Source organism: Gordonia alkaliphila, from assembly GCF_023017165.1.
Classification (GTDB): Bacteria; Actinomycetota; Actinomycetes; order Mycobacteriales; family Mycobacteriaceae; genus Gordonia; species Gordonia alkaliphila.
In genome coordinates this window covers 1,658,074-1,685,065 of sequence record NZ_JALKBW010000001.1, presented here as the reverse complement: position 1 = coordinate 1,685,065, position 26,992 = coordinate 1,658,074, and the positions used below count along the sequence as shown (strand labels likewise).

The window sequence follows — 26,992 nt, the reverse complement described above, 5'->3', positions numbered from 1 at the left end:
CCGATGAACACCGCTCCGCGCGAGCCGAACCCTCGTCGCCAGCAGATCGTCGCCGCCGCGGCCGACCTCCTGCGCAACGGCGAAGGCAAGCTCACCCACCGCCGCGTCGCCGAGCACGCCGGCGTCCCGCTGGGCTCGACGACCTACTATTTCGCCTCGCTCGACGACCTCGTGGCCGACGCCTTCGCGCACCTCGCCGCCGAGGTGGAGACTGATCTCGCCGAAACAGCCCAGCTCATCGAGGACAGCGACCGCACCCCCGAGGCGATCGCCGGACTCCTGCACGGCTACCTGTCCGATCAGCAGCAGGTACGTGCCGAGGCCGCCCTCTACGCCGCCGCCCTGGTGCGCCCCGAACTCGCACACCTGAGCCGACTGTGGTTCGACGGGATCGTCGAGGTCCTCAGCGGCCTCACCGACCGCGATTCCGCGCGGCTCATGGCCGTCTTCCTCGACGGCGCCTGCATGCACGCCGCCATCAACGACACCCCCCTCGAGCTGCGACTGCTCGAAGACCTCTCCCGCACCCTGATGCCCGAAGCAGGACAATCGTGAACCTTCTCGCCACCCCCGCCAGCCGTCCGGACGGCACCCTGACCGCCGACCTCCCCGCATGGCGACGCTGGTCCGCGCTCGGCGTGCTGTCGTTGGCGCTGCTGACCGTCGTGATGGACCTGACGGTCCTGAACGTCGCCCTGCCGTCGATCAGCGCCGAACTGAGACCGTCTGCGACACAACAGCTCTGGATGGTCGACGCTTACTCCCTGGTGTTGGCCGGGCTCCTGATCTCGATGAGCGGGCTCGCCGACCGATGGGGCCGACGGCTCCTCCTGATGTGCGGCTTCGCGGTCTTCGGCCTCGCCTCGCTCCTCATCCTGTGGGCCGACTCGTCGGGCGGCGTGATCGCGCTGCGCGCCCTGCTCGGCCTCGGCGGCGCGATGATCATGCCGACCACCCTGTCCATGCTGCGGGTGCTCTTCACCGACACCCGCGAACGCACCCTGGCCATCGGAGTCTGGGCCGCGGTCTCCGCGGCCGGCGCCGCCGTCGGCCCCATCATCGGCGGCTTCCTGCTGGAGCACTTCTCCTGGCACGCGGCCTTCCTGGTCAACGTGCCGCCGATGGTGCTCGCGCTCATCGGTGCCGTGGTGCTGCTCCCCGAGTCGCGGGTGGCCACCACCGCCCGCTGGGACGGACTCGGCTCGGTGCTGTCGATCAGCGGCGTCGCGGCGCTGGTGTGGTCGATGAAGGAGTTCGGCAAGCGCTTCGTGAACGACGGCCTGGCCAATCCCGCAGCCTGGATCGCCCTGATCGCCGCGGTCCTGCTGCTCACCTGGTTCGTGCTCCGGTGCCTGCGCATTCCCGACCCGCTCCTCGAGGTCCGGCTGTTCCTGCGGCCGCAGCTGACCGCAGGCGTGCTGGCCGCGCTGTTCTCGATGATCGCGATGGGCGGCGGGCTGCTCCTGCTGGCGCAGTGGCTGCAGCTGGTGGAGGGCTACACCCCACTGGAGGCCGGCCTCCGGCTCATGCCGTTCGCCGGCGGCGCGATCATCACTTCCATCTCCGCCCAGTACCTTTCCGACAAGCTCGGCGCACGCGCCGTCATGGGCATCGCGATGCTCCTCCCGGCAGTCGGGTTCGGACTGCTCTACCTCGCCCCCACACCGCTGGGCTACGGCTGGGTGGCCGTCGCGATGATCCTCCAGGGTGCCGGTGCCGGAGCCCTCACCATCGGGTCGGCCATGATCATGGGCGCCAGTCCGCAGGAGAAGGCCGGCAATGCGGCCGCCATCGAGGAGACGGCCTACGACCTGGGCAACGTCTTCGGCGTCGCCTTCCTCGGCACCATCGCCGCGGTGCTCTTCAGTTCCAAGGTAGGGCCCGACGTCCCCGGCGCCGACCAGTCCCTGGCCGCCGCACTGGAGATCGCGCAGGCCACGGGTTCGGCCGAGCTCGCAGCCGTGGCCCAGTCGTCGTTCACCGAGGCCATCAGCTTGGTCGGCCTGATCGGCGCCGTCCTCTTAGCCGCAGCCGCCGTCGCCGTCTACCTGCTGACCCCACGCGGCCTGGACCTCGACGTCCAGCACTGATCAGGCCGGTTCGAGGTCGGAAGCCTCCTCGTCGACGGCGGCAGTACGACTGACAGCCCAGCCGAAGGCCGGGGCCACGATGTACATCAGGATCGAGTAGACCGCCGCCGGGATCGCCACCATCGCGTTGTCGAGCACGCTCAGCGCGATGGTCAGGGCGATGGTGGTGTTGTGGATGCCCACCTCCATCGAGGTGGCGATCGCCTGCGGCCGCGACAGCCGCAGCGCCAACGCCAAACCGTAGCCCGCGGACAGACTGAGCAGGCAGAACAAACCGGTGACCAGTCCGACCTGGCGCGCATAGTCGAGGACGTTCTCGCGCTCCCCGACGATCGCGCCGATGGTCACCGCGACCAGCACGATGATCGAGAACAACCGGACCGGCTTATCGGCCTGCTTGGCGAAGTCCTCCCAGCGGGCGCGCACGATCATGCCGATCACCACCGGCACCAGGACCAGCGCGATCACCTGGGCGACCTTGCCGAACTGCAGACCGAGCTCGCCGTCGACGTCGAAGTAACCGATCGCCAGGTTGGTGATCAGCGGAATGCTGAACGCGGCGAGCACCGAGTTGATCGCGGTCAACGAGATGTTCAGCGCCACGTCGCCGCGGAACAAGTGGCTGAACAGGTTCGCGGTGGTGCCGCCCGGCGAGGCCGCCAGCAGCATCACGCCCACGGCCAGCATCGCCGGCAGGTCGAAGGCCAGCACCAGCCCGAAGGCCACCCCCGGGAGCACCACGATCTGCAGGATCAGCGCGCCGACCACCGCGCGCGGCGACCGGGCGACGCGCGCGAAGTCGGCGGTGGTGAGCGAAAGCCCCAAACCGAACATGATGATCGCCAGCGCGATCGGCAGCCCCGTGGTGATCAATGCCGAATCCTGCACCGCAGGCTCCTCGTCTCCCGTCCACCGTCGATCACAGTGATCTGCGTCGGCGTCGGGTCAGACGAGATCCCCGTCACCCTAACTGGTGACGGACTCAGCGGCGATAGGTGGTGGTGTACGCGGCCCGGGCCTCCGGCTTGTCGGCGGCCACCTCGTACACATTCAGGGTGAGCGACGACGGTTGCACGTCCATCGTCATGAAGCCGCGGTCGGTGTAATTCTCGTACTTCGCCCGGAACTCGCCGCTCGACTTGCTGTGCACCGTCTTGGCCGCCGCACCCGAGACGATCTGCTTGGTCCCCTTGAAGCCGGGTACCGCGTCGATCACCTGCTGGCTGTGGTCGTGGCCGGACAGCAGGAAGTGCGCCCGTCCCGCCACGTGCTTGTCGAAGAACTCCTTGAGCGGCTGCCCGTTCATCGGCGCGGGCAGGCCGTCGTAGGCGCCGGCCGGGCCGTGCGGCCCGTTGTTGGCGTACGGATGGTGGGTGCACACCAGCTTCCACGGCGCCTTCGAGGTCGCCAGCGCCCGGTCCAGCCACTTCGCCTGCCGCGTCATGTAGTGCCCGCCCGGCTCCCACTCCGGCGAGAGGAACGGCGGAATGTAGGCGGCCAAGGGGTTGCCGTCGACGACGAAGATCTCGGCGACACCGAGGTCCACCGAGTAATAGCGCGCCGGCATGTAGAACCGCCGCGACCGCTTGGCGTAGTCCACTTCCTCGTTGCCGCGCAGCAGCCAGCCGCCGTCGCCGGGGAACACCGCCGTGTTGTCGTGGTTGCCCAGCGCCATCAGCCAGGGAAAGTCCAAACCCGCGTTGGGCTTCTCGAACTTGGTGTGGAACTGGGCGTCGTCCGGCCCGTCCGGGCCGCTCTCGTAGATGTTGTCGCCGAGGCCCACCGCGATGTCGAAGGGTTTGGCCGCGTGGATCTTTCGCGCCGCCTTGGTCACCGCGTACTGCGGCGCCTCGCCGGTACCCGCGTCGCCGGTCACCAGGATGTGCAGGCTCTGGGTGTCCGAGCCGGGCATCGGGAAGCGGGGGGCCGCCGAGGCCGTGCCGGACGAGAACTTGCCGAAGGTGGCCGCGGCACCGGCCGCTGCGGCGGCGCCGACCAGGAACGAACGGCGCTTCACGCCGGAGTCGGCCGGCTGGGGAATGTTGTCGGTCATGTCCGGAATGGTGCCACGGACAGGTGAACGACGACCGCGCTTCCTCGTCGTCGGCCGGCTACTCGTCGTTCACTTCGCGGGCACCGAGTCGTGCCCACTGCAGAACCCGCCATCGGCGGGAACTAGCCGAGAAACAGGTAGACGAGCAGCAGGCCCCACCCGACGACCATCGCCCCCAGCACCAGGTACAGGGCCCGGCGGTTCTCCTCGGCGGTGGCGCTGACGGTGAGCGTGGGTCCGCCGAAGCCGCCGAACGCGTAATTCATCTCCAACAGGGCACCCGGCACCACCTCGGCGTCCAACTCCGCCAGGTGCTTGATCTCCGGCCCGTTCCGAATGAAGACCCGGAAGTGGTACCGCCCCGGAAGCACCGGCACCTCGATGCGCCCCCATCGCACCGGCACCAGTTCGTAGCCGTTGAGTTCGATGCTGACCAACGACATCGCGAGCACCGGGTTGAAGACCCGACCGAAAGCGCAGTTGATCGCCGCGCCCTCGGTGATGCGCTGGTCGAGCGGCATCATGCCCAGCGAGATCGGCAGCGGCGACGGAATGGGCCAGAAGAGAGCCGGTGACGGGAATCGAACCCGCGACGGCTGCTTGGGAAGCAGCAGCGTTACCACTACGCCACACCGGCACTGCACCGTGAGAACGTCGTGCGACGGACCCGCGGGGTGCGCCCGCAACATTAGCAAACGCGCGGTGGCCGGGTGCGCACCGACCACGTCCGATAACCTCGAGTCGTGCTGCTTTCCGACCGCGACATCCGCTCCGAAATCCAGGCCGGGCGCCTGGGAATCGATCCCTACGCTGCCGACCTCGTGCAGCCGTCGAGCGTCGACGTCCGCCTCGACAGCCTGTTCCGCGTCTTCAACAACACGCGGTACACCCACATCGACCCGGCCCAGCAGCAGGACGAACTGACCACCCTGGTGGAACCCGCCGAGGGCGAACCCTTCGTGCTGCACCCCGGCGAGTTCGTGCTCGGCTCCACCCTCGAGGTGTGCAGCCTGCCCGACGACCTGGCCGGACGCCTGGAGGGCAAGTCGTCCCTCGGCCGCCTGGGACTGCTGACGCACTCCACCGCGGGTTTCATCGACCCCGGCTTCTCCGGCCACATCACGCTGGAGCTGTCCAACGTCGCGAACCTGCCGATCACTCTCTGGCCGGGCATGAAGATCGGCCAGCTGTGCCTGATCAAGCTCTCCTCTCCGGCGGAGAACCCGTACGGCTCCGCGGCCGTCGGCTCCAAGTACCAGGGGCAGCGCGGCCCCACCCCGTCCAAGGCGTATCTGAACTTCCAGAAGTGACCGTGCGACGACGATGACCGAACCCACCCCGCAGCGCCCCGTCTGGCTCGACGATTTCACGATCCCGGCCGACGCCGCGGGCGCCGTGGTGGCCGTCGACTTCGGCGACGACGGACTCTGGGCCGCCCGAATGGGCGCCGACGGCCGGGTGGAACAGGTGGCCGTCGAACCGCGGATCACGCCCTCGGTGCTCGACATCCGTGTGGCGTCCTATCTGCACCACGGCGAGGCGGTCCCCGGCACCGACGACCCGCAGGTGTTCGCCGAACTGCTCGACCTCTGCCGCCGGGCCCGCACCGTCCTGATCGAGCGCGACAGCGTGATCCTGATGGGCACCGAACACCTGCGCCTGGTGACGATCACGCTCGACACCGCGATGGCCGCCACCGTGCCGGAAGTGAACCGCGCCAACGGATTGATCGTCGAACTCGCCGGCCGCGAACCCGTCGCCGCGGTCTTCCTCGGCCCGGGGATGGACCTGTGGCCCGGCCTGTGGGAGACCCTCACCGATCGCGGCTTCGCGCTCCTCGGACCCGACGATCCGTTCCCGGAGACCTTCGTCGGCGACGACGAGGCCACCCGCGCCCTGGAAGCGCTCCCGGAAACACCGACCTCGCTGGCGTGGGCCACGGCACCGGCCGAAGCACTGCCCGACGCAGCGGCTGCGGCGGAGTTCGCCGAGCGGGCGCCGTCGGCCGCCGCCGCCCGCCGCACCCGGGCGCTGCTGACCGCTGCGGCCCTTGCCGTCATCGCCCTCGGCGGTATCGGGCTGGCCGCCGCGACGATGACCGGCGACGACGATTCTCCACCAGCCGCGGCGGAATCCGGCGCGACGGCCGTCTCGACCCCCGAGCAGGGCGGCGACGAGGCGCCGATCGCCGCCTCGCCCAGCGAACTGCGGGCCGCACGAGCGCCGATGAAGCGGTACGTGCCGCCCAAACCCACATCGAGTTCGACCACCAAGACGTCCGAGGCGCCATTGGGACCGCAGCCGCGGCCCCGCCCGCGGCCGGACAATCGCCGCACCATTCCCAATCCGATTCCGGGTCTGCCGCCGATCATCATCGGCTGACGTCGCCGGCGAGCTTCCCGGCCGGCGGCGTCCGTCGTCAGGCCGGGCGCGACACCTTGGTGAGGCGTCGCGAACCGGCGGCCACCTTCCACGACTGGCCGTGTCGGAACGGCGAGCGGCGCACGGATCGGTCCGTGACGAAGTACCAATCCATCTGCGCCGCAACCGGACTCACCGTCAACACGGCATAGCCGTGCGCGTCGGTGTCCACCCAGCGCGTGTGTCGGTTGGTCGCCATCAGCGCCGCCGACGCCGGCGCGCCCAGGGTCTGTTCGGGTACCGACACCATGTCGTCGAGGTTGTTCGACGTCACCGACGTCACCACGAACTCGGTGGCGAGGCTGCCGGCGCCCGGATAGTTCGCGGGCTCGCGCGGCACCTCGCACGCCCACGACATGTGGATGTCGCCAGTGAGGAAGACCGCGTTGCCGCCGGCGCGCTGCGCGATCGCGGCGAGCAGCGTGCGACGGTCCGCGGTGTAGCCGTCCCAGGCGTCGGCGTTGAGGGACACCCCGTTGCGCGGCAGACCCAGCAGTTCGGTGAGGATCCGACTGCGCTCGGGATCGAGCGGCGGCAGCAGGATCGGGGAGATCATCACCGGATTCCCGATCAGCTGCCAGGTGGTCGGCGAGCTCTCGATCCCGCCGGTGAGCCAGGTCATCTGTTTCCGGCCGGTGATCGACGACGACGCCGAGTCCGTCTTCGACGACGTGGCCGGCACCTGCTTGTCCCGGTAGCTGCGCAGATCCAGCATCGACAGCTCCAGCAGCGTGCCGTAGCGCAGGCGCCGGTACAGGTGCCGCCCGGTGCCGTCGACCTGCGGCCGCACCGGCATCCACTCGTAGTAGGCCTGCTCGGCGGCGGCCTTGCGCGCCGCCCATGCGCCCTGGGTCTTCGGGTCGTGGTTCTCGGCGCCGCGCAGCCACGCGTTGTCGGCCGACTCGTGGTCGTCCCAGGTGCAGATGAACGGGTGCGCCGCGTGCGCGGCCTGCAGGTCGGGGTCGGTCTTGTACTGCGCGTGCCGGATCCGGTAGTCCGCCAGCGAGACGATGTCGCGCGCGGGCTGGTGGGTGCGGACCGGGCCGTGCTTGCCGCCGTACTCGCCGGGCCCGTACTCGTAGAGGTAGTCGCCGAGGTGCACCACCGCGTCGAGTTCATCGCGCCCAGCCAGCTCCCGGTAGGCGCCGAAGTAGCCGGCCTCCCAGTTGGCGCAGCTGGCCACGCCGAACTGCACGCGGCGCACGTCGTCGCCGGCGGCCGGGGCCGTCTTGGTGCGCCCCACCGGGGACACCGCACCGGCGGCCGGGCCGTCGAGCACCCGGAACCGGTACCAGTAGGCAGTCTTGGGAGCCAGGCCCGCGGCGTCGACCTTGACCGTGTGGTCGCTCGCGGCCGTGGTGACCACGGTGCCGGTCGCCGCGATCGACGTGAACTCGCGCGCAGTGGACATCTCCCAGCGCAGGTTCACCGGCCCCCCGCGGCCCGAGCCGGGAGCGGCAGCCGCCTCCGGCGTGACACGCGTCCACAGAATCACCCGATCGGCGAGCGGATCGCCGGACGCCACCCCGTGGACGAAAGCACCGCGGCCGCGCGCGGGGCGCGCCCCGGCGGGAACCGCGTCCACCGCCCCGACACCGAGCACCCCGACACCGGCGGCACCGGCCGCGGCGACGAAGGTACGACGAGAAAGGTTGGCCGAGAGTCGATTTCGCACGCGGCCCACCTTGGCCACCCGAGGTGACGCGTCGGTAACCTCCGCGCGTCCCGGCGGTGGCCCTACCCTGAAGAGATGGTCGACGTCAGCACTCTGCGCGCAGCCCTATCCGAGACGATGGTGGTGACCGACCCGGACATCTTGGCCGCCTACCGCTTCGATCGGGCCGAGGATCCGACCGCCGGGACCCCGCTCGCACTGGTCCGGCCGCAATCCACCGCCGACGTGCAGACCGCGGTGCGCTGGTGCGCCGAGCACCGCGTCCCGATCATCACCCGCGGCGCGGGCACGAGTCTGTCGGGCGGCGCCACCGCGGTCAGCGGTGCGGTGATGATCACCACCGAGAAGATGCGCGGCGTGCAGGTCGACACCACCACGCGCACCGCGGTGTGCGCGCCGGGCATGCTCAACGCCGAAGTGAAGGCGGCGGCCGCCGAGCACGGCCTCTGGTATCCGCCGGACCCGTCGTCGTTCGAGATCTGCACCATCGGCGGCAATGCGGCGACCAACGCAGGCGGGCTGTGCTGCGTCAAATACGGCGTCACCGTCGACTACGTCCTGGGCCTGGAAGTGGTTCTCGCCGACGGTCGCGCGGTGCGCCTGGGCGGCAAGCAGCTCAAGGATTCGGCGGGCCTGTCCCTGACCCGCCTGTTCGTCGGCAGCGAGGGCCTGCTCGGCATCCTCACCGAGGTCACCGTCCGGCTGCTGCCGCCGCAGCCCGCCGCGTGCACCGTGGTCGGCGTGTTTCCGACGGTGCGCGCAGCGAGCCAGGCGGTGCTGGCGGTCACCGCGCAGACCCGTCCGGCGATGCTCGAGTTCATGGACCACACCTCCATCAACGCGGTCGAGGACATGCTCAACATGGGCCTGGACCGGTCCGCCGGCGCGATGTTGATCGCCCAATCCGATGCCCCGGGCCCGGCCGGCATCGCCGAGGTGGCGCTGATCGAGGAGGCCTTCCGCGCCCATCAGGCGGACGAGGTGTTCACCACCGACGACCCGGAGGAGGGCGAGGCCTTCACCGTCGCCCGCCGGGTCGCCATCCCCGCGGTGGAACGACGCGGGTCACTGCTGCTGGAGGACGTCGGCGTTCCCCTTCGGCACTGCCCGATCTGGTCGACGGCGTCGCCGCCATCGCCGCCGACAACCGCGTCACGATCGCGGTGATCGCCCACGCCGGGGACGGCAACACCCATCCGCTGATCGTCTTCGATCCCACCGACGCCGACGAGGCCGGCCGCGCACAGCTCGCCTTCGACCAGATCATGGGGTTGGCCGTCGAGATGGGCGGCACCATCACCGGCGAGCACGGCGTCGGCCGGTTGAAGAAGGGCTGGCTGCCCGCCCAGGTCGGCGCCGACGTGATGGAGCTGACCGCGACCATCAAACAGGCGCTGGATCCGCACGGACTGCTCAACCCCGGCGTGATGCTGTAGTTCGCGCCGATCCGTACCGGGGTCGGCCACTTCTCGGTCAGAATGTCCGAATGGCCATCCTGACCGCGGTGATCGTCATCGCCACCCTGATCGCGATGACCAGTGGCCGGATGCCCGCGGTCTTGGCGTTGATCATCGCCCTCCTGGTCGCGGGCGTCGTCGGAATCGCCACCCCCGCACAGCTTTTCGCCGGGTTGAGCAACGGCGGTGTGATCACCATCGCCGCCATGCTGGTGATCGCGAAGGGCGTGCTGGCGACCGGCGTGGTCTCCCGCGTCACCTTCCGACTTCTGGCGACCGTCACGACGCCGGGTCAGACACTGCGGCGGATCGTCCCGCCGATCGGCATCATCAGCTCGCTCATCAACACCACGCCGATCGTGGCCATGCTGATTCCGGCCACCAAGGAGTTGCAGCAGCGGTCGGGGGTGCCGGCCCGGTCGGTCCTGCTGCCGGTGGCCCATGCCACCACCCTGGCCGGTTCGATGACCCTGATCGGCACCAGCTCCAACCTGATCATCGCGGGCATGGCCGCCCCGTACGGCGTGAACATCACCATGTTCTCGTTCGTGCCGGTGGCGGCATCGCCGTGATCGTGAGCTCGCGGTACCTGTTGAAGGGCAAGCCGAAACCCCCGACGAAAGACCTGCGCTGGCGCGCCGAGATCCCGCTGTCCAGCCGCTCGGTGAGCGTCGGCCGCACCGCCGCCGATGTCGGGATCGCGCGCACCGGCGAATACGAGTTGATCGACGTCCGCCGGTGGGGCAAGTCGGTGGTGACCGACAGCGTTCTCGAAGAGGGCGACGTGCTGGTGTACCGGACCAGCGAAACCGGCGTGCGGATGCTGTGGGAGAGCCCCCACTTCGGACAGGCAAGGCGCCGCAGCCGGGCAAGACCTGGATCGCCCTGGGCGTGCTGCTCGGCGTGATCGTGGCCGCCTCGTTCGGTCTGGCCCCGGTGGAGTTGGCGTCGTCGATCGGTGCGGTGGCGATGGTGGTGACCGGAGTGCTGACACCGCGGTCGGCGGTGCGCGCCCTGGACTGGAACATCCTCGCCATCATCGCCGGTTCCATCGGTCTCGGCGTGATGGTGATCGAGAGCGGCCTCGGCGGCTATCTGTCCGACGCCATCATCTACCTGTCGGCGGGCAGCATCCCGTTGATGGTGACGGTGATCGCGCTCGGCACCACGCTGCTGACCAACCTCGTGACCAACGCCGCGGCGGCGAGCATTCTGACGCCCGTAGCCATCACCGTCGCGAACTCCATGGGCCTGAACCCGATGGTCGTGCTCATCCGCATCGGCACCTGTATCTCGTTCACCTTCCTCAACCCGTTCAGTCACCAGTCGAACCTGATGGTGATGGAGCCGGGCAAGTACACCGTCGCGACGTTCGTGCGCTTCGGCGTTCCGATCACCCTGGTGAGCCTGGCCACCGCGTTCGGCGTGGCCTGGCCGCTGCTCGAGTTCTGGGCCTGATCGCTCGAACTCACCGCGCCGACGCTGAGCGGCGGCCACACTCGCACTCATGCGGACACTCTTCCGGACCACGCTCATCGCCCTGACGATCTGTCTCGTCGCCGTCCTCGCGACGGTGACGCCGGGCCGCGCGCACGCCGTCGGACCGCTGCCCGACGATTTCCTGTGGGGCGTCGCCAGTTCCGGATTCCAGACCGAGGGCTCCTCGCCGGACAGCAACTGGCGGCGCTATGCCCGGGCGGCGGCGAAGCCGGGGGCGTCGTTCCCCGACGGCGTCGGATCGTCGGTCGACTTCCGGCACCGCTACCGCGAGGACGTCCGGCTCGCCGCGGGCATGGGCGTGACGGTCTACCGCGTGGGTATCGAATGGGCGCGGCTGGAACCTCGCCCGGGGTACGACGAGGCGCGCGAATGGGCCTACTACGACGACCTGGTGGCCGCGATCGTCGAGGCCGGGATGCGCCCCATGCTGACCCTGGACCATTGGGTCTATCCCGGTTGGATCGCCGACCGCGGCGGGTGGGCCGACGCCCGGACCCCGGCGGCCTGGCTGCGGCATCAGCGCCGCGTCGTCGACCGCTACGCGCACCACCGTCCGCTGTGGATCACCGTCAACGAAGCCACCGCGTATCTGATGAAGGAGGTCCAGCACGGTGGGCTGCCGCCGCACCTGGCGCCCGTGATGCTCGATCGTCTGGTCGGCGTGCACCGCGCCATCTACGACCACATCCACCGGCGCGATCCCGGCGCGCTGGTCTCCTCCAACGCCGCCTACATCCCCACGGTGCAGCCGGCGCTGGACCAGACCTTCCTGGACCGCGTGCGCGACAAGCTCGACTTCATCGGCTTCGACTATTACTACTCGGTGTCGCCGACGCAGCTGGGCGCCGCGCAGATCCTCGCCGACCGTTCGTGGGAGGCCCCGGTGTCCGCCGACGGCCTGTACTACGCCTTCCGCGACTACGCGCGCCGCTTCCCCGGCAAACCCCTCTACGTGATCGAGACCGGCATGCCGACGCAGAACGGCGCCCCGCGGCCCGACGGCTATCGCCGCGCCGACCACCTCCGCGACCTCGTCTACTGGACGCAACGCGCCCGCGCCGACGGGATCGACGTGATGGGGCTGAACTACTGGAGCCTCACCGACAACTACGAATGGGGCAGCTACACACCGCGATTCGGCCTCTACCGGGTCGACGTCCTCACCGACCCGACTCTGCATCGTGTCCCGACCCCGGCGGTCGCCGCGTACCGCCGGATCATCGCCGACGGCGGCGTCGGCCCGCACTACCGTCCGAGCCGCCCGGCCACCGTCTGTTCCCTGGTCGCGGCGCCGTCGAGCTGCACCCAGCCCGTCCGCTGAGGCCCGCTCAGGCCTGCGGCGGAGGCGGCGGCTTCGGCGCGCCGACCGGCGGCGGGATCTTCGGGTAGCGCCGACCGGCGGCCACCATGTTCGGATTCCCCGGTCCCGGCGGATCGCCCGCACCCGGCATCGGCCGTCCGGGCGACGGATCCCAGTCGGTCTCCACCAGCTTCTTCTGCACCACCACAGCGAGGACCAGGATCACCGCACCGATCGCGATCATCACGAGCACGCCGGGCACCCCGCCGATCTTGGCGGCGTTGCCGAGCAGGAGTCCGTACCAGCCGAAGTCCGCGTCGCCGAAGGTGGTGTTCTCCTCGCCGAAGCCACCGAGCACCCCCACCAGCAGGGCCGGCAGGAAGGTGATCAGCAGACCGTTCGCGAAGGCACCGGTGATGGCACCGAAGCGGCCACCGGTGGCGTTACCGTACACACCGGCCGCACCACCGGTGAAGAAGTGCGGCACCAGACCCGGCAGCACCAGCGCCCAGCCGAACGTCGGCCCCAGCCAGGACGCGAGGATCGCGAGGCCCACGAGACCCGCGGTGAAGCTGGAGAGGAAGCCGATCAGCACCGCGTTCTGGGCGTACGGGAAGACGATCGGCGCGTCCAACGCGGGGACCGCACCCGGCACCACGCGCTCGGCGATGCCCTGGAACGCGGGCACCAGTTCACCGAGGATGGTGCGGACGCCGAACAGGATGACGGCGACGGCCACACCGAAACTCAGGCCCTGCGTCACGCCGCTCATCAGGAAGTTGCCCATCCCGGTGGCGCCGCCCTCGCCGTCGGCGTTCGCGTACGCCAGGTAGGCCTCGGTGCTGCCGACGCGCCCCACGTAGATCAGCGAGATGACGAAGTACATCAGGACCATCGACAGCGCGGTGGCCACCATCGAGTCGCGCAGGAACCGCAGCGACTCGGGCAGCTTCAGATCCTCGGTCGACCGACTGCGCTTGCCGCCGGTCCAGCGTCCGACGATGCCGGCCACCACGTAGCCGAGAGTGCCGAAGTGGCCGATCGCGATCGTGTTGTCACCGGTGATGCGTTTGGTCCACGGCTGGGAGATCGCGGGCAGCGCCACCATCACCACGCCCAGCAGGACGCCGCCGACGATCACCACGGTCACCGCGTTCAGTCCGCTGGTGGCCAGCACGATGGTGAGCAGCGTGGCCATGAACAAGGTGTGATGGCCGGTCAGGAAGACGTACCGCAGCGGGGTGAAACGAGCCAGCACCAGACTGACGACGAAGCCCAGGATCATCAGCCAGGCCACCTGCGCGCCGTAGGTGTCCTGCGCGATGCCGACGATCGCCTCGTTGGTGGGGACCACACCGTGCGAGGTGGTGGACCCGCTGAGCATCACGCCGAGCGGGTCGAGCGAGGCCACCACCAGCGTGGCGCCGGCGCCGATCAGCAGGAAGCCGAGGGTGGCTTTGAGCGCGCCGCCGATCACCTGCCCGATGGATTTGCGCAGCGCGACCAGGCCGACGGCGGTGATGATGCCGATCAGGTAGGCGGGCACCGCCAGGATCTCGTTGACGATGAATTCGGCGGTGACGACGAGCCAGTTCATGGCGCTGCCCCTCAGACGTCGTAGTTGGCACGGAGCGCGGCGTCGAGCTCGGCCGTGCTGGTGAAGTTCTCGATGACGGTCATCGGGACCCCGAGGTCGCCGAGCGCCTTCGCGATCTCACCGGAGGTGAGGATCAGGTCGGCTTCCTTGGCTTTACCCTTCGCCGAGATGGTGTCGGTGGCTTCCACCGTGATGTACGACGCCCAGCCCCAGTCGCTGAGCACCTTCTCCAGGGTGTTCTTCAGGAACAGGCTGGTCCCCAGGCCGTTACCGCAGACGGTGAGGATCTTATTGGTGGTGCGTCGACCCGTCTCGGCGGGTTCGGTGGCGGGAGGTTCGCTCGGTGCGGCCGCGGCCGGTTGTTCGCCCTCGAGGATCGCCAGAATCTCTGCGGGATCGGCGGCCGCCGCGAGCGCCGCGCGGCGAGCGGGATCGCCGATCACCTTGGCCAGCTCCGCCATCGCCGAGGTGTGCGCCTTCGCGTCGGTGGCGGCCAACGCCACCACCAGGTCCACCGGGTCGTTGCGCGGATGCCCGAACTCGACGGGGCTCGCCAGCCGCACCCACGACAAGCCGGTCCGCAGCACCGCGGGCGACGGCCGGGCGTGCGCGAACGCGAAGCCGGGCGCGATCACGATGTACGGGCCCTTCTCCTCCACCGATGCGATCATCTCCGCGGTGTACTCCGCGGTGGCGACGCCGGTCGCCTCCAGCAGTGCGCCGGCGGCGGCGACGGCCTGCTGCCAGTCCGCGGCCTCGAGGTCCAGGGCGACGGCGTCGGGACTCAGCAGATCGGTCAGAGCGCTCACGCCCCGGACGCTAACCCATCGGCTCCTGCGAAATGCACAGATTGCACGGTTCCCGGTCGCCCACCGCCCGGATCGATACCGTCGCCGCAGCCGACACCGATCGGTGCGCCTCGGTCACTGCGCGGCGCGCAACTGCTCCACGCGTGTCATCCAATCGGCGAGCACCAGATCGTCCACGGCACGGTCATCGCGCAGGTTCCGGGTCACTTCCAGACCGCGGACCAGGGCCATCAGCGATTCGAACGCCACCTGGGCCTGCTGGGGGTCGTCGATCCCGACGTGGGCGTCGAACACCGCGTGCACGGCGGTGCCGAGCCGGCGCTCGGCCGGCACCAGCGCCTCGCGCAGTTCCGCGTTGGTCCTCGAGGCCGTCCACAGTTCCATCGCCGCCTGGAACGGCGGCCCGGCCATCGCCTCGCGCACCGCCTGGACCATCCGGCGCAGGCCGTCCGGGTCGTCGCCGAGATCGCCCATCACGTCCGCGACGTGCGCCAGCCGGATGTCGGCGATGTGGTGGATCGCCGCCACCAACAGCTCCGACTTCGATCCGAAGTGATGCAGGAGGGCACCCCGCGAGACTCCGGCTTCGTCTTGAATCCGCTGCGTGGTGGTGTCGGCGTAGCCGTGCACCACCAGGCAGTGGATCGTCGCATTCAGCAGGGTCTCGCGGGTCCGGGCGCGCTGCAGGTCACGGGTAGTGCCACTCACACCCGTCACCCTATCGGCCCTGCTCACAACGGCCGCAGTTCACCGGCCTCGATGCCGTCGCGGAGCCGGAACTTCTGCAGCTTGCCCATCGCGTTGACCGGCAGCTCGGTCACCACGAACCAGTCGCGCGGCGTCTTGTGCGGTGCCAACAGTCCCCGCACGTGCGCGTGCAGGTCGTCCGACGACGGCGCCTCCTGCGCGGGGTCGAGGGTCACCACGGCCACCACCTGTTCGCCCCACGCCTCGTCGCGGCGGCCGAGCACCGCCGCGTTCGCCACTGCCGGGTGCGCCACCAGGGCTTCCTCCACCTCGCGGGGGTAGATGTTCTCACCGCCGCGGATGATCAGGTCCTTGAGTCGGCCGGTCACCGTCACATAGCCGCGGGCGTCCATCGTGCCCAGGTCGCCGGTGTGCAGCCAGCCGTCGGCGTCGACGGTGCGCGCGGTCTCGTCCGGCTGGCCGAGGTAGCCGAGCATCACCTGGTATCCGCGGGCGCAGATCTCGCCCTCGGTCCCGATCGGCACCACATCGCCGGTGCCCGGATCGATGATCGCGACGTCGACGTTCGGCAAGGGCAGGCCGGCGGTGTGCAGCGCGGCCTCGCGGTCGTCGGTCGGACTGGTCTGGCAGATGATCGGACTTGCCTCGGTCTGTCCGTAGACGGCGCTCGATGCGACGCCGTAAGCCTGCGCCCAGCCGTCGACCAGCGCCGCGGGCACTGCGTCGCCGCCGGACATCATCACCTTCAGTGCCGACAGGTCGTAGTCGGCGCGGCCGGGGAAGGCCAACAGCGCGTGCAGCATCAGCGGGACGCCGCCGAACGCCGCGGCGCGGTGATCGGCCATGCCCTTCAGCACGGTCCCCGGGTCGAAGATCTCAGCGAGCACCAAGGTGGCCCGGTCGTAGAACGAGCCCATGGCGGCCAGGCCGCAGCCCGCGGTGTGGAACAGCGGCAGCGCGGTGGCGTAGGTGGCGCCCGGTTCCAGGCCGCAGCGGTCGCGCACGAACGCGGCGTTGCTGACCATCGCCCGGTGCGCCAGCACCGCGGCCTTCGGGCGGCCGGTGGTGCCCGAGGTGAACTGGATCTGGGTGGGGGCATCGGCGGTGACCACGGGCAGCTCGGCGCGCGGGACGGTGTCCCGGACCCGGGTCAGCCAACCGTTGAGGTCGACGGACTCGCGGATCTCGGGGGTATCAGCGCAGACGCGCTCCACCATCGCCGCCATGTCGGTGCCGCGGAACTCGCCGACCGCGAAGATGCCGACGCACTCGGCGCGCTGCAGCGCGTACGCCAGTTCGGCGTCGCGCAGCGCGGGGTTCACCGCGACCAGAACCAGTCCGGCCAGTGCCACGCCGTACTGGAGCACCAGCCATTCCGGGACGTTCGGCGCCCAGACGGCGACGTGCTCGCCCGGTTCGAAGCGTTCGAGGAGCCAGGCTGCGGCCCGCTCGGCGTCGTCGAGCAGTTCGGCGTAGGTCCAGGTCCGGTCCTCGCGTCCCGGGCCCACGGAGACCACCGCGAGCTTGTCGGGAACGTCGGCGGCGGCCTGCCGCAGGAGTTCGCCGACGGTCAGTTCCAGCACCGGGCTGCTCTGATCGGCCTCCCACAGGGACTGCGTCAGATCGCGCATCAGTGGCCCCGATCCTTGGCCTCGAGCTCGGCGCGCATGGCGTCGATCTCGTCGACCGCCGGCACCGCACCGCCGCCGTCGGGGATGAACCGACCCGAGTCGCGCCACTGGACGGCCGCACCGTATCCGTGCTCCTGCGCGAAGTCGACGAACCAGCGGCCCTCCGGCGAGTGGCGCGTGATGCCGTCGAACAGGATCGCCGTGTTCTGGGTGCTCTGCAGGCCCATGTTGTCGTAGGCCTGGTTGATCATCATCTTCTGCATCACCAGCTGGTTGATGGGCACCCCGGCCATGCGATCGGCCAGTCGTTCCACCTCGGCGTCGAGGTCGGCGGCGGGCACGGCGTCGATCACCAGGCCCCACTCCTTGGCCTGCGTGCCGGTGATCGTGTCGCCGGTGAGCAGCATGCGCTTGGCCTTCTCCGCGCCGAGGCGGTACACCCACATCGCCGTGGTGGGGCAACCCCAGATACGCGCGGGCATGTAGCCGATCTTCGCGTCGTCTTCCATCACCACGAGGTCGCACGACAGCGCGATGTCGCTGCCGCCGGCCACCGCGTAGCCGCGGACCTTGGCGATGGTCGGCTTGGCCGAACGCCACAGCGAGAAGAAGTGGTCGGTGTTGGCCTTCATCCCGGCGAAGTCCTTGATCGGATCCCACACGGCACCCTGGTGCGCCTCGCCGGATTCGGCGTAGATCTTCAGGTCGTAGCCGGCGCAGAACGCCCGGCCTTCACCCTGCACGATGATCACGCGCACGTCGTCGTCGGCGTTGGCCGCCTGCACCGCGGCCTCGATCTCCTGCGCCATCTCCATGGTGATGGCATTGAGCCGATCGGGGCGGTTGAGCGTGATGTAGGCGCGGTGGTCGCGCGTCTCGTAACGGACGACGGTCCCGGTGAATGACATGGTTCGACTCCCAGTTGGTTGGTGTGCCGATACCGTTTCACAGTCCGTCTGGACTGTCAATGAGTTGGGAAAGATCGCCGAGGTTCCGCCCGCGACGGCGCCCGACAGCTATTTCACTTCGTTCGTCATCACCCGGTACACGCCGAGCAGACCGGGCAGACCGATCCAGATCACCGCGCACACCAGCACCTGCCCCCAGTCCTGGGCGTCGGGAGCCACTTGGCCGATACCCGACAACGCGTCCCGGGGGTACACCCACGGCGCCACCTTCTCGAAGAGGGTGCCCTCGCCGGCAGTGGTTCCGATCGAGCCGAGCAACAGCACCGTCGGCACGATCACTTCCGGCACCACCAGGTAAGTCACCATCGCGCCCGCGGTGTTCAGGATGGCGATCGCGATCGCGAAGGCCATCAGGACGTCGAACAGCGCCCGGATCCCGTCACCCCGGATCGCATCGGCGGCGTCGGCGAACGAGGCGCCGCGAATCGCCACGATCAGGCTGGTCAGAACCAGCATGCCGGCGAAGATCACGGCCGCCCCGATCGCCACGGCGGTGAGCTTGGCGAGCAGCACCCGTTCCCGTCGCGGCTCGAGCGTGAAGGCCGTCACCACCGAGCGCTGGCCCCATTCGGAGGTCACCAGCAGGATCGCCAAGACGCCCACAAAGATCCGGGTCATCACGCCGAACGACGTCAACAACTCGCCGAAACTTCCGAGCGTGCCCGTCGACAGAGCCACCGCGCAGACCCCGAGCCAGACCAACCCCAGCACGCCCAGCACGATCCACGGGCCACGCGTACCCACCGACTTGCGCAGTTCGACGAGCACCTCGCGCCAGAACGGGATCGACGCCAGGTTCGGATCGATGCCCTTGACGGTCATCGGTGCGCTCATGCTGTTCCTCCCGGAAATTGCTGTGACTGCGGGCCCGGATAATGGGGTTGCCCCGGATAGCCGGGTTGCCCCGGAGGTTGCGGTGGCCCCGGAGGTTGCATCTGCCCGGGCGGCATCATCGGCCCCGCCGGGAGCGGTCCGCGCTGCGCCGCGGCGGTCAACTGGAGGTAGGTCTGCTCGAGCCCGCCGGTGGACGCGGACGCCAGTTCGGTGAGCACCAGTCCGGCAGCCGCGGCCACCTCGCCCACCTGCAGCGTCGACGCGTCCACCACGATCCCGCCGCTCGTCCCCGGTCGGCACGGCAGACCGGCGGCGCCGAGCGCGGCGGCCAGCGCCGTCTCATCCACGGCGCGGACCTGTGTGCCGGGCATTCCGGCCAGCGACTCCTTGGTGCCCTGCGCCATCACCCGGCCGCCGCCGATCACGACGATGTGGTCGGCGATCAGTTCAATCTCGTGAAGCAGGTGTGAGCTGAGCAGAACGGTGCCGCCGGCGTCGGCGAACCCGCGCAGCACGCCGCGCATCCAGTGGATGCCTGCCGGATCGAGACCGTTGACCGGCTCGTCCAGGATCAGCACGCTCGGATCGCCGAGCAACGCGTTCGCCACGCCGAGCCGCTGCCGCATGCCCAGCGAATAGTTGGCCACCCGGCGCCCCGCCTCGGACGGCGACAGCCCCACCACGGCGAGCATCTCGTCCACCCGAGACGTCGGCAGGCCCATCATCTGCGCGCTCAAGCGCAGAGTCTCGCGGGCGCTGCGGCCGGAATGGAAGGCCGAGGCATCGAGCAGCGTGCCGACCTGCATCGCGGGATTGGGGATGTCGCGGTAGGCGTAGCCACCGATCGTCGCCGATCCGGAGGTGGCCGGGGTCAAGCCGGTCAGGACGCGCAGGGTGGTGGACTTGCCCGCCCCGTTCGGTCCGAGGAAGCCCACCACCTGCCCGGGATGGCAGGCGAACGAGACGTCGTCGACGGCGACGAACGGCCCGTACCTCTTGGTCAGACGCTCCACAACGATCATCACCGCATCATGCCCGTCGCGGCGGGCGTGTGCGCGTCGCCGATCCGCGCGCCGCGCCTTCGATGTCTAAACTCGGTCCCGTGCCCGATAACCAGCGCGTCGTCCTGCCCACCGGAGTCGGCCTGTCCGCCACGCTCACCGGAAGCGGCGACGGACCGTTCGTCCTGCTCAATCCCGGCATGTCGATGTCCCAAACCTCATGGGAGCTCACCGAACTCATCGCACCGCTGGTCGACGCGGGTTTCCGCGTGCTGTCCTACACCGCCCGCGGCGTGACCGGCTCGGACGCGCCGCCCCCGCCGTACGACATCCCGTCGATGGCCGACGATGCGGCCGGCCTGCTCGACCACTTCGACATCGACCGCGCCATCCTCGTCGGCTATTCGATGGGCTGCTACATCACGCAGGCACTACTGGAACGTCGCCCCGGCACCGCCCTCGGCGTCGTGATGTGGGCGGGGCTGGGCTCGTCCGAGATCAGCAACTTCGTCAACGAGATGGAATTGGGCCTGTTCGAGCGGTACGGCGAACTGCCGAAGGAAGTCTCCGCGTTCGAGACGATGCTGACCACCCTCGACCGCGCCTCGCTGCAGGATCAAGCGACCGTGCGCGGCTGGCGCGACTTGCTCGTTCACCGCCCCAGTTCGTGGGCGTCACCGGACGGGCACCACGGTCAGCTCGCCGCCTCGCAGTCGTGGGTACTGGCCGGCGAGCCCACCGCGGCCCGGCTGGCGGCCATCGATGTTCCGACACTGGTGATGGCCTACTCGGAGGACCTGTTCTTTCCCCCCGCCACCTCACGTGCCGCGGCCGCACTGATCCCGGACGCACAGTTCGTCGAGATCGACGGCTTCGCCCACGGCGGGTTCATGCTCGACCCGAGCCACACCGCCCCCGGCCACATCGTCGACTTCTGTCGCCGGGTGCGGGACGGCGCGCGCTAGGGCGTAGCGCTCAGATCTGGTGCCCGTCCCATTCGTGGTCGTGCATGAAGCCGCCGGCCAGCCCCACCCGGTAGCGGAGACTGTGCCGCAGAATGTTCGAGTACGCGGGCACCAGCATCACGGCCGGACCCATGTCGCCCTTCTCCGCGATCACATCGTCGGCTGCCCGGAAGTCCCGGAAGAACTGCCGAAAGTTGTTGCCCGGCAAGGAGTCCTTGCGCCAGCCGTAGAGTGCCATCCCGATGCCGATCATGCGCACCCGCCCGGTCGGCGGCTCGATCACTTCGTCGTTCTCGCCGAAGAAGGCCCGGTCGACGTGGTCCTCCGGCGTGAACATCATGATGCCGCTGGTGGCCCGCGGGTTGGCTTCGATGGTCACCAGACCGCGCTCGGGGTGATCGATGAAGTCGAAGCCGATGTGACCGGTGAAGCCGGAGCGCTTGATCACGTCGCGAACCCACTCCTCGATCCCGGCATGCGGTACCTGCTCGAAGGTCAGGCACGACGATCCGCCGATCGCGTACCGCACCGGGTAGGTCGCGTGCGCGTAGACCTCGCCGTCCCGGCAGATCGAGTAGGTGCAGTACCGGTCGCCCTCCAGCCACTCCTGGGCGATCCACGGATTGGTCGGGTCGAACGTCAACTGCTCCAGCCGGTCGCCCGGGTAAGCCTTGATCACGTTCTGCGATCCCCGCGAATAGGCTTGTTTCACGGCGAACGGCGTGTTGAAATCGAGCGCGGCGATGTCGTCCGGGCCGGTGATCGAGGCGAACTTGAGCGTCTCCACACCCATCTCGACCAGCAGTTCCTGGAATTTCAGCTTGTTGTGCAGCGCATCTTCCAGAGCGAAATCGGACAGGAACAGCTCGCACGACGGGGGGAACAGCCCGGCCATCATGGCCAGGATGTCGGTCTCCTCGTGAATCGGGATGACCATGTCGATGCCCTCGGACTCGACGATGGCAGCGATCTGACGGCAGTATTCCTGCGGCTTGTACTTCGGCGGACTGACACGATGGAAGCCCGTGACCGCCGTGGAGAACCGGCTCACCGCGATGGGCACGCTGTCGGCCGTACTCACCCGATGCCCCGCCGCCGCGAGCAGTCGCGCCAAGTTCAGCGTCAGGAACGACCGCCCGAATGTGATCAGAATGTGCTTACGCTTACCTTGGTCCACGACCGCTAGCGTAACCGCTCATACCACGGTCGCCTGATAACGTTCTCAGGCAGCCGAAATCTGCTCCCGCAGCGAGCCCCATCCCGTCGGCAGCCGAACTCACCTGCGAGCCAAAGGATCCGACGTTGTACGTAATCGGCATCATCGCAGGAATGATGGCGGCCGTCGCCTACGGCATGTCGACCGTCCTGCGCGCGTTGGGCGCCCGGCGGGTCGCTGTCGCCGAGCGCGAGGCCGCCGAGAACGAGGGCGCACCGCCGCCGTCCACGGACCCGTCCGCACCGCCGACCATGTCGTCGACGGTAGCCACCCTGGGCGACCCGGCCTTCATTCTGGGCACCGTGATGGTGGTGATCGGCTTCGCCGGCGGAGCGATCGCCGCGCGCTTCCTGCCCCTGTTCCTGGCGCAGTCGATCGTCTCGGCCAACCTGGTGGTCACCGCTCTCGTGGCCACGTTCATGCTCAATATCACGCTGCACACGCGCGACTGGGTGGCCATCTGGATGGTGGTCCTCTCCCTGTGCCTGCTCGGCATCTCCTCGGCTCCGCACGCCGAGGACCACGCGGCACGCTCCTTCCACTGGGGGCTGCTGGCCGCGGCTTTCGTCGTCGGGGCCATCGGCCTGTGGGGCGTGTACAAGTTCGGCAAGTTCGCACCGGTGGTCGGCGGCTTCGCCGGCGGCCTGCAGTTCGGCATCATCGCGATGGCCGTGCGCGTGCTCGACGGCGTGGCCCCGTTCGACGCGGTGGCGCTGCTCACCGACCCTGGCGCCTGGGCGATCGCCGTGGCCGGTGCCAGCGGCTTCTACATTCAGACGGTGGCGCTGCAGGTGGGCGCGGTCAACGGCGTGACCGCCGTGCTGGTGGTCGGCGAGACGGCGGGGCCGAGCATCATCGGCGTCCTCTTCCTCGGCGACCACGCCCAAGCCGGGCTCGGCTGGCTGGCCGTCGCCGGTTTCATCGGCGCGGTGGTCGGCGCGATCCTCGTCGCCTGGTACGGCAGCGGCGACCCCGATCACTTCGGCGAAGCACCGGAGGAGATCGGCGGCTGGCGGCGCGGCCGCGCCGACCCGCCCACCGTCTGATCTCGCCCTCCGGCCCCTTCCCGCGTGTCGCGACCCCGTTCCCAAGTCGCTTTTCGGGCTCGCGGAGCGAGGCGCGAACAGGGTCGCGACTCGGCCAGCAGGGTTCGCGTCAGGGAGTGGTGGGCGACGACGCCTGCGCCCAGAAGCGCTTCGGGATCCGGCCCGCACCGGCGGCGAGTCGTCCGGCCCGCACCGCGTGCGACATGGCGCGGGCCATCGTCACCGGGTCGTGGGCCCGGGTCACGGCGGTCGCGAGAAGCACTGCGTCGCAACCCAATTCCATCGCGAGCGCGGCATCGCTGGCCGTGCCGATCCCGGCGTCGAGCACCACCGGGACGCCCGCTCGGGCCACGATCATCTCGATGTTGTGCGGGTTCGAGATGCCCAGGCCGGTACCGATCGGCGAGCCGAGCGGCATCACCGCGGCCACCCCGGTGTCCTCGAGCTTGCGGGCCAGCACCGGGTCGTCGTTGGTGTAGGCCAGCACGGAGAACCCGTCGGCCACCATGGCGGCGGCGGCGTCGACCAGTTCCAGGGGATCCGGCAGCAGCGTGTGGTCGTCGGCCACCACCTCCAGCTTGATCAGGTCGGTCCCGGTGGCCTCCCGCGCGAGCTGGGCCACCAGCAGCGCTTCGGCGGCCGTGTGACACCCGGCGGTGTTCGGCAGCACGTCGATCCCCAAGCGCCGCAACAGGTCGAGCATGCCGGTCCCGCCACCGGGGCTGACCCGCCGCATGGCGACCGTGGTCAGCTCGGTCCCCGAGGCGGTGAGCGCGGCCTCCAGCACCGCCAGATTCGGGGCGCCACCGGTCCCCATGATCAGACGCGCGGCGAACGTGCGTCCGGCGATGACCAACGGGTCGTCGACCGATTCGACGACGCCGAGCTCAGCCACCCTGCACCGCCGTCAGAACGTCGACCACCGCGCCGTCGGCGATCGGTTCGCTCCAGCGCGACTGCGGGCGGACCACGCCGTCGATCGCCACGGCGACACCGCTGTCCGGCAGATCCAGGTGGGCCAGTAATCCGACCACGTCCAGGTCCGCCGGCAGGGTCAGCGCGTCTCCGTTGACCGTCAGCTCCAATGCTTCCGATGGGGTCGGGTGCGGCACGCTCATGGCGCGCTCCTCTCTTCTCGGTGGGACCGTGCTCGTTCTCCATGAGCACCGGCGCCCAACAGTCCACGTACCCGCCGGGCGGTCCCCGGCGACAGGGCGATGCCGTTGCGGCCGTGACCAGCGGCCACCAGGACGCCCTCGTCGACGCGCCGGACGAGGGGCAGGCCGTCCGCCGACATCGGACGGATCCCGGCCGCGACCTCGGCCAGTTCGTAGGTGCGCAGGCCCGGGTACACCTCGCACGCATCGGCCAGCAGGTCGGCGACACCGCCCACCTGCGGGCCGCGGTCCTGGCCGTCGAGCGCCTCGTACTGGGTGGCGCCGACGACGACGCCGTCCGCACGCGGCACCAGGTAGACGTTGCGCCCGCGCCAGCGCGCCCGAATCACATGCTGCGGCGGGGCCACCGACCATGGGGTGCGCCGCAGCCGCAGGACCTCGCCCTTCTCGCCGCGCAGGCCGTCGAGCCCGCCCGGCAGCACGGCGCCGCTGTCCACGCCTGCCGCCACCAGGGTCTCGTCGGCCGCCACGTCCGCCAGGTCGGTGACGCGCGCGTCGATCAGTTCGGCACCCGCCGCGGTAAGCGCCGCCCGCAGCGCGGCCAACAGGCGCCGGTTGTCCACCGCGCCCTCGCTCGCCAGCCGATAACCCCCGATCGGAAGCCGCGCGACGCCCAGTTCCAGGCCGCGCAACGCGGCTGCCGAGAGCTCCTCGACCGCAGCGTCCGGAAGCGCTTCGCGCGCGAAGGTCATCGCCTCGTCCAGGTAGGCGCGATCGGCGGCGTCCCCGGCCACCAGCAGCGTGTGCTCGGCGGCGGCCACGGACGGATCGCCCAGGCGCCGCAGCAACGCGGGCCAGTGCGCCACCGATCGGGCGGAGGCGGCGAGGAGTTCCGGCTCGCCGGGCCGGGCCTCTCCGAGGCAGCCGAGCATTCCGCCCGCCACCTGCGCGGCACGCCGCCGCGGCCCCGCGTCGTACACGCGCACCCGCCATCCGTCGTCGACGGCCGCGAGGGCACAGATGAGGCCGACGGCACCGCCGCCGACCACCGCCAACAGCGGCGCCGCGCTGGAATCTTTCCGCACTGGTGGACCTTCCTTCGCCGGCATTACCCGGATCAGGTGTGACGGTCCGCGGAGGCGATTCCGCGATCTCAGCCCGGCGGTCCCCCGGGCACCCGTGTCGTGTTCGTGTGCCCCTAGCCTACCGTTGGCGGCATGGATCTCCGCCGCCGCTTGGCCGACGCCCGGCTGTACCTATGCACCGATGCCCGCCGCGAGCGCGGGGACCTCCAAGAGTTCGTCGCGGCGGCCCTGGCCGGCGGCGTCGACATCGTGCAACTGCGCGACAAGGGATCGCCGGGCGCCCAGCAGTTCGGCACACTCGAAGCCGCGCAGGAACTGGAATTGCTCGCTGCGCTGCGCGAGCTGACCCGTGCGGCCGGTGCGCTACTGGCCGTCAACGATCGCGCCGACATCGCCGCCGCCGCCGAGGCCGACGTCTTGCACCTGGGCCAGGGCGATCTGCCGCCGACCACCGCGCGAGGCATCGTCGGCGCCGACATGATCATCGGTCGCTCCACGCACGACGAGGAGCAGATGCGAGCCGCGGTGGCCGACGACGCAGTCGACTACTTCTGCACCGGCCCCTGCTGGTCCACGCCCACCAAACCCGGGCGCACCGCCACCGGCCTCGACCTGGTGCGCGCGACCGCCGCCACCGGCACCGACAAGCCGTGGTTCGCCATCGGCGGCATCGATCTGGCGCGTGTCCCGGAGACCGCTGCGGCCGGCGCCTCCCGCATCGTGGTGGTCCGTGCGCTCACCGCTGCGGCGGATCCGACCGCTGCGGCCCGTGCCTTGCGCGCCGCCCGGTAGTCGCCGAGCGGCGGCCCTACTCGGTTGCAGAACCGTCGGATCCGGGTAGGCTGAACGGCATCATGTCGTGGCACAAGCTTCTCGTAACCCGCCGCAGCGGGGTCTGATTCGACCGACCCCCCGCTGCGGGTCGTCGTGCTTTCCACCATCTTTCGTCGGTCATCTCCCTGTCGACTGAAATGAATCGTCACGATGCCCATAATTCTGAACGCTCGTCAAAGCTGTACTCGTGAACACCACGACAGCTCACCGAGGACCCACAACTTCCGTCCCCGCCCGCCGCGCTGGTTTCCCGCGGGGGCCGCGCGCATGAGCGCCGAGCGCTTCGCGAGCGCCTTCGCCCCGTCCGGCTCGATCACCTTGCAGCACTTGCAGATTCACACCGAGGTCGGTGACACCGTCCGCTGCCGGGCCACCCTGATCGTCGACCAGCGGGAACTGCACCTGGAGACCAGCGCCCACGGCACGATCGGCGCGATGAGCGAGATGCTCTACGGCCTGGGCCTGGGCGTCGAGATCGTCGGGCTGTACCACCAGAACGACGGCGCCGAGGTCACCGCGTATCTGCAGTGCCTGCGCGACGGCGAACGCTGCTGGTCGTACGGTCGCGCCGCCACCGGCGACGAGGCCACCGTCCACGCCCTGATCGCCGCGGCCAATCAGCTCACCGGCCGCCTGCAGGCCGCCTGACCCGCAGACGTTTGCCCCGCCGCGTCAGCGCAATCG

General features: G+C 69.8%; 27 protein-coding genes, 1 tRNA gene, 1 pseudogene and 1 riboswitch. Of the genes and pseudogenes, 13 read left to right on the top strand and 16 right to left on the bottom strand.

Translation table 11 applies throughout. The features are described from left to right. Positions 1-3 precede the first annotated feature (3 nt). Entirely contained in the window at positions 4-555 is a 552-nt protein-coding gene (locus MUG78_RS07590) for a TetR/AcrR family transcriptional regulator (RefSeq protein ID WP_246993636.1), read from the top strand. Beyond that, positions 552-2,090 carry an MFS transporter gene (locus MUG78_RS07585; RefSeq protein ID WP_308221342.1) on the top strand — a complete coding sequence of 513 codons (1,539 nt, stop codon included), beginning with the start codon at positions 552-554 and terminating at the stop codon, positions 2,088-2,090. The genes MUG78_RS07590 and MUG78_RS07585 overlap by 4 nt, the downstream gene beginning before the upstream one ends. On the opposite strand, the gene MUG78_RS07580 is transcribed toward MUG78_RS07585, so the two are convergent. The 4 genes from MUG78_RS07580 to MUG78_RS07565 form a co-directional block, all read right to left on the bottom strand. Beyond that, the gene (locus MUG78_RS07580; RefSeq protein WP_246993635.1) at positions 2,091-2,978 is read right to left on the bottom strand and encodes a bile acid:sodium symporter family protein; all 888 of its coding nucleotides are present in this window, start codon (positions 2,976-2,978) and stop codon (positions 2,091-2,093) included. A gap of 94 nt (positions 2,979-3,072) precedes the next feature. Then, a complete protein-coding gene (locus MUG78_RS07575; protein ID WP_246993634.1) occupies positions 3,073-4,143 on the bottom strand; it encodes a metallophosphoesterase in 1,071 nt (356 codons plus the stop codon). Between the two features lie 122 nt (positions 4,144-4,265). Beyond that, the gene (locus tag MUG78_RS07570; protein ID WP_246993633.1) at positions 4,266-4,667 is read right to left on the bottom strand and encodes a hypothetical protein; all 402 of its coding nucleotides are present in this window, start codon (positions 4,665-4,667) and stop codon (positions 4,266-4,268) included. A 42-nt stretch (positions 4,668-4,709) separates the two neighbouring features. Further along, positions 4,710-4,780, bottom strand: a tRNA-Gly gene (locus MUG78_RS07565). A gap of 106 nt (positions 4,781-4,886) precedes the next feature. On the opposite strand from MUG78_RS07565, the gene dcd reads away from it, so the two are divergent. Together dcd and MUG78_RS07555 are read left to right on the top strand one after the other, a co-directional pair. Continuing rightward, positions 4,887-5,453: a dCTP deaminase gene (gene dcd / locus MUG78_RS07560; RefSeq protein WP_246993632.1), complete on the top strand. Its 567-nt coding sequence runs from the start codon at positions 4,887-4,889 to the stop codon at positions 5,451-5,453. A 13-nt stretch (positions 5,454-5,466) separates the two neighbouring features. Then, positions 5,467-6,525: a hypothetical protein gene (locus tag MUG78_RS07555; RefSeq protein ID WP_246993631.1), complete on the top strand. Its 1,059-nt coding sequence runs from the start codon at positions 5,467-5,469 to the stop codon at positions 6,523-6,525. Positions 6,526-6,562: 37 nt separating this feature from the next. Here the strand turns inward: MUG78_RS07555 and MUG78_RS07550 are convergent, their stop codons facing one another. Continuing rightward, positions 6,563-8,239 carry an alkaline phosphatase D family protein gene (locus MUG78_RS07550; RefSeq protein ID WP_246993630.1) on the bottom strand — a complete coding sequence of 559 codons (1,677 nt, stop codon included), beginning with the start codon at positions 8,237-8,239 and terminating at the stop codon, positions 6,563-6,565. Positions 8,240-8,314: 75 nt separating this feature from the next. On the opposite strand from MUG78_RS07550, the pseudogene MUG78_RS07545 reads away from it, so the two are divergent. The 5 genes and pseudogenes from MUG78_RS07545 to MUG78_RS07525 all read left to right on the top strand — a co-directional run bounded on the left by MUG78_RS07545 (position 8,315) and on the right by MUG78_RS07525 (position 12,517). Beyond that, positions 8,315-9,675, top strand: a pseudogene (locus MUG78_RS07545) (FAD-binding oxidoreductase). Between the two features lie 50 nt (positions 9,676-9,725). Next, positions 9,726-10,268: an SLC13 family permease gene (locus MUG78_RS07540; protein ID WP_246993629.1), complete on the top strand. Its 543-nt coding sequence runs from the start codon at positions 9,726-9,728 to the stop codon at positions 10,266-10,268. A gap of 2 nt (positions 10,269-10,270) precedes the next feature. Continuing rightward, entirely contained in the window at positions 10,271-10,603 is a 333-nt protein-coding gene (locus MUG78_RS07535; RefSeq protein WP_246993628.1) for a TrkA C-terminal domain-containing protein, read from the top strand. Then, on the top strand, positions 10,522-11,154 hold the full coding sequence (locus MUG78_RS07530) for an SLC13 family permease (RefSeq protein WP_246993627.1): 633 nt from the start codon (positions 10,522-10,524) through the stop codon (positions 11,152-11,154). Before MUG78_RS07535 ends, MUG78_RS07530 begins: the two co-directional genes overlap by 82 nt. Before the next feature lie 49 nt (positions 11,155-11,203). After that, positions 11,204-12,517, top strand: coding sequence for a family 1 glycosylhydrolase (locus tag MUG78_RS07525; RefSeq protein ID WP_246993626.1), 1,314 nt, complete (start codon positions 11,204-11,206; stop codon positions 12,515-12,517). Between the two features lie 7 nt (positions 12,518-12,524). On the opposite strand, the gene ulaA is transcribed toward MUG78_RS07525, so the two are convergent. From ulaA to MUG78_RS07490, 7 genes are all read right to left on the bottom strand, one after another. Further along, positions 12,525-14,093, bottom strand: a complete 1,569-nt coding sequence (gene ulaA, locus MUG78_RS07520) for a PTS ascorbate transporter subunit IIC (protein WP_246993625.1) — start codon at positions 14,091-14,093, stop codon at positions 12,525-12,527. A gap of 11 nt (positions 14,094-14,104) precedes the next feature. Further along, positions 14,105-14,902 (bottom strand): PTS sugar transporter subunit IIAB, encoded by a 798-nt coding sequence (locus MUG78_RS07515; RefSeq protein WP_246993624.1) that lies wholly within the window; start codon positions 14,900-14,902, stop codon positions 14,105-14,107. Between the two features lie 114 nt (positions 14,903-15,016). Continuing rightward, positions 15,017-15,610, bottom strand: coding sequence for a TetR/AcrR family transcriptional regulator (locus tag MUG78_RS07510; protein ID WP_246993623.1), 594 nt, complete (start codon positions 15,608-15,610; stop codon positions 15,017-15,019). Positions 15,611-15,633: 23 nt separating this feature from the next. Further along, positions 15,634-17,241 carry a class I adenylate-forming enzyme family protein gene (locus MUG78_RS07505; RefSeq protein ID WP_246993622.1) on the bottom strand — a complete coding sequence of 536 codons (1,608 nt, stop codon included), beginning with the start codon at positions 17,239-17,241 and terminating at the stop codon, positions 15,634-15,636. Further along, positions 17,241-18,149: a crotonase/enoyl-CoA hydratase family protein gene (locus tag MUG78_RS07500; protein WP_246993621.1), complete on the bottom strand. Its 909-nt coding sequence runs from the start codon at positions 18,147-18,149 to the stop codon at positions 17,241-17,243. The genes MUG78_RS07505 and MUG78_RS07500 overlap by 1 nt, the downstream gene beginning before the upstream one ends. Positions 18,150-18,257: 108 nt before the next feature. Next, positions 18,258-19,043 (bottom strand): hypothetical protein, encoded by a 786-nt coding sequence (locus tag MUG78_RS07495; RefSeq protein WP_246993620.1) that lies wholly within the window; start codon positions 19,041-19,043, stop codon positions 18,258-18,260. Beyond that, entirely contained in the window at positions 19,040-20,065 is a 1,026-nt protein-coding gene (locus MUG78_RS07490; protein ID WP_246993619.1) for an ABC transporter ATP-binding protein, read from the bottom strand. Before MUG78_RS07490 ends, MUG78_RS07495 begins: the two co-directional genes overlap by 4 nt. 80 nt (positions 20,066-20,145) lie before the next feature. Here MUG78_RS07490 and MUG78_RS07485 point away from each other — a divergent pair, with 80 nt between their 5' ends. Continuing rightward, complete coding sequence (locus MUG78_RS07485; protein WP_246993618.1) at positions 20,146-21,009, top strand: alpha/beta fold hydrolase; 864 nt, start codon at positions 20,146-20,148, stop codon at positions 21,007-21,009. 10 nt (positions 21,010-21,019) lie between these two features. On the opposite strand, the gene MUG78_RS07480 is transcribed toward MUG78_RS07485, so the two are convergent. Continuing rightward, positions 21,020-22,186 carry an ATP-grasp domain-containing protein gene (locus tag MUG78_RS07480; RefSeq protein WP_246993617.1) on the bottom strand — a complete coding sequence of 389 codons (1,167 nt, stop codon included), beginning with the start codon at positions 22,184-22,186 and terminating at the stop codon, positions 21,020-21,022. 125 nt (positions 22,187-22,311) lie between these two features. On the opposite strand from MUG78_RS07480, the gene MUG78_RS07475 reads away from it, so the two are divergent. Continuing rightward, the gene (locus tag MUG78_RS07475; RefSeq protein ID WP_246993616.1) at positions 22,312-23,271 is read left to right on the top strand and encodes a DMT family transporter; all 960 of its coding nucleotides are present in this window, start codon (positions 22,312-22,314) and stop codon (positions 23,269-23,271) included. Positions 23,272-23,380: 109 nt separating this feature from the next. Here MUG78_RS07475 and MUG78_RS07470 read toward each other — a convergent pair whose 3' ends face one another. The 3 genes from MUG78_RS07470 to MUG78_RS07460 all read right to left on the bottom strand — a co-directional run bounded on the left by MUG78_RS07470 (position 23,381) and on the right by MUG78_RS07460 (position 25,498). Further along, entirely contained in the window at positions 23,381-24,166 is a 786-nt protein-coding gene (locus tag MUG78_RS07470; protein WP_308221341.1) for a thiazole synthase, read from the bottom strand. Then, positions 24,159-24,389 carry a sulfur carrier protein ThiS gene (gene thiS / locus MUG78_RS07465; RefSeq protein WP_372493157.1) on the bottom strand — a complete coding sequence of 77 codons (231 nt, stop codon included), beginning with the start codon at positions 24,387-24,389 and terminating at the stop codon, positions 24,159-24,161. The genes MUG78_RS07470 and thiS overlap by 8 nt, the downstream gene beginning before the upstream one ends. Next, positions 24,386-25,498, bottom strand: a complete 1,113-nt coding sequence (locus tag MUG78_RS07460; RefSeq protein ID WP_246993615.1) for an FAD-dependent oxidoreductase — start codon at positions 25,496-25,498, stop codon at positions 24,386-24,388. Before MUG78_RS07460 ends, thiS begins: the two co-directional genes overlap by 4 nt. Then, positions 25,466-25,580: riboswitch (TPP riboswitch) on the bottom strand. (Overlaps the previous gene by 33 nt.) Positions 25,581-25,606: 26 nt before the next feature. Here MUG78_RS07460 and thiE point away from each other — a divergent pair. Together thiE and MUG78_RS07450 are read left to right on the top strand one after the other, a co-directional pair. Then, positions 25,607-26,266: a thiamine phosphate synthase gene (gene thiE, locus MUG78_RS07455; RefSeq protein WP_246993614.1), complete on the top strand. Its 660-nt coding sequence runs from the start codon at positions 25,607-25,609 to the stop codon at positions 26,264-26,266. A 309-nt stretch (positions 26,267-26,575) separates the two neighbouring features. Beyond that, complete coding sequence (locus MUG78_RS07450; RefSeq protein WP_246993613.1) at positions 26,576-26,956, top strand: 2-isopropylmalate synthase; 381 nt, start codon at positions 26,576-26,578, stop codon at positions 26,954-26,956. The last annotated feature ends 36 nt before the right edge of the window (positions 26,957-26,992 follow it).

Excerpts from the sequence above, each read along its gene's own strand:
- MUG78_RS07450 (WP_246993613.1), top strand. The coding sequence starts at position 26,576 with ATGAGCGCCGAGCGCTTCGCGAGCGCCTTCGCCCCGTCCGGCTCGATC.
- MUG78_RS07525 (WP_246993626.1), top strand. The coding sequence starts at position 11,204 with ATGCGGACACTCTTCCGGACCACGCTCATCGCCCTGACGATCTGTCTC.
- thiE (WP_246993614.1), top strand. The coding sequence starts at position 25,607 with ATGGATCTCCGCCGCCGCTTGGCCGACGCCCGGCTGTACCTATGCACC.
- MUG78_RS07540 (WP_246993629.1), top strand. The coding sequence starts at position 9,726 with ATGGCCATCCTGACCGCGGTGATCGTCATCGCCACCCTGATCGCGATG.
- MUG78_RS07505 (WP_246993622.1), bottom strand. The coding sequence starts at position 17,241 with ATGCGCGATCTGACGCAGTCCCTGTGGGAGGCCGATCAGAGCAGCCCG.
- ulaA (WP_246993625.1), bottom strand. The coding sequence starts at position 14,093 with ATGAACTGGCTCGTCGTCACCGCCGAATTCATCGTCAACGAGATCCTG.
- MUG78_RS07590 (WP_246993636.1), top strand. The coding sequence starts at position 4 with ATGAACACCGCTCCGCGCGAGCCGAACCCTCGTCGCCAGCAGATCGTC.
- MUG78_RS07575 (WP_246993634.1), bottom strand. The coding sequence starts at position 4,143 with ATGACCGACAACATTCCCCAGCCGGCCGACTCCGGCGTGAAGCGCCGT.
- thiS (WP_372493157.1), bottom strand. The coding sequence starts at position 24,389 with ATGAGCGTGCCGCACCCGACCCCATCGGAAGCATTGGAGCTGACGGTC.
- MUG78_RS07500 (WP_246993621.1), bottom strand. The coding sequence starts at position 18,149 with ATGTCATTCACCGGGACCGTCGTCCGTTACGAGACGCGCGACCACCGC.
- MUG78_RS07490 (WP_246993619.1), bottom strand. The coding sequence starts at position 20,065 with ATGATCGTTGTGGAGCGTCTGACCAAGAGGTACGGGCCGTTCGTCGCC.
- MUG78_RS07570 (WP_246993633.1), bottom strand. The coding sequence starts at position 4,667 with ATGATGCCGCTCGACCAGCGCATCACCGAGGGCGCGGCGATCAACTGC.
- MUG78_RS07555 (WP_246993631.1), top strand. The coding sequence starts at position 5,467 with ATGACCGAACCCACCCCGCAGCGCCCCGTCTGGCTCGACGATTTCACG.
- MUG78_RS07495 (WP_246993620.1), bottom strand. The coding sequence starts at position 19,043 with ATGAGCGCACCGATGACCGTCAAGGGCATCGATCCGAACCTGGCGTCG.
- MUG78_RS07460 (WP_246993615.1), bottom strand. The coding sequence starts at position 25,498 with ATGCCGGCGAAGGAAGGTCCACCAGTGCGGAAAGATTCCAGCGCGGCG.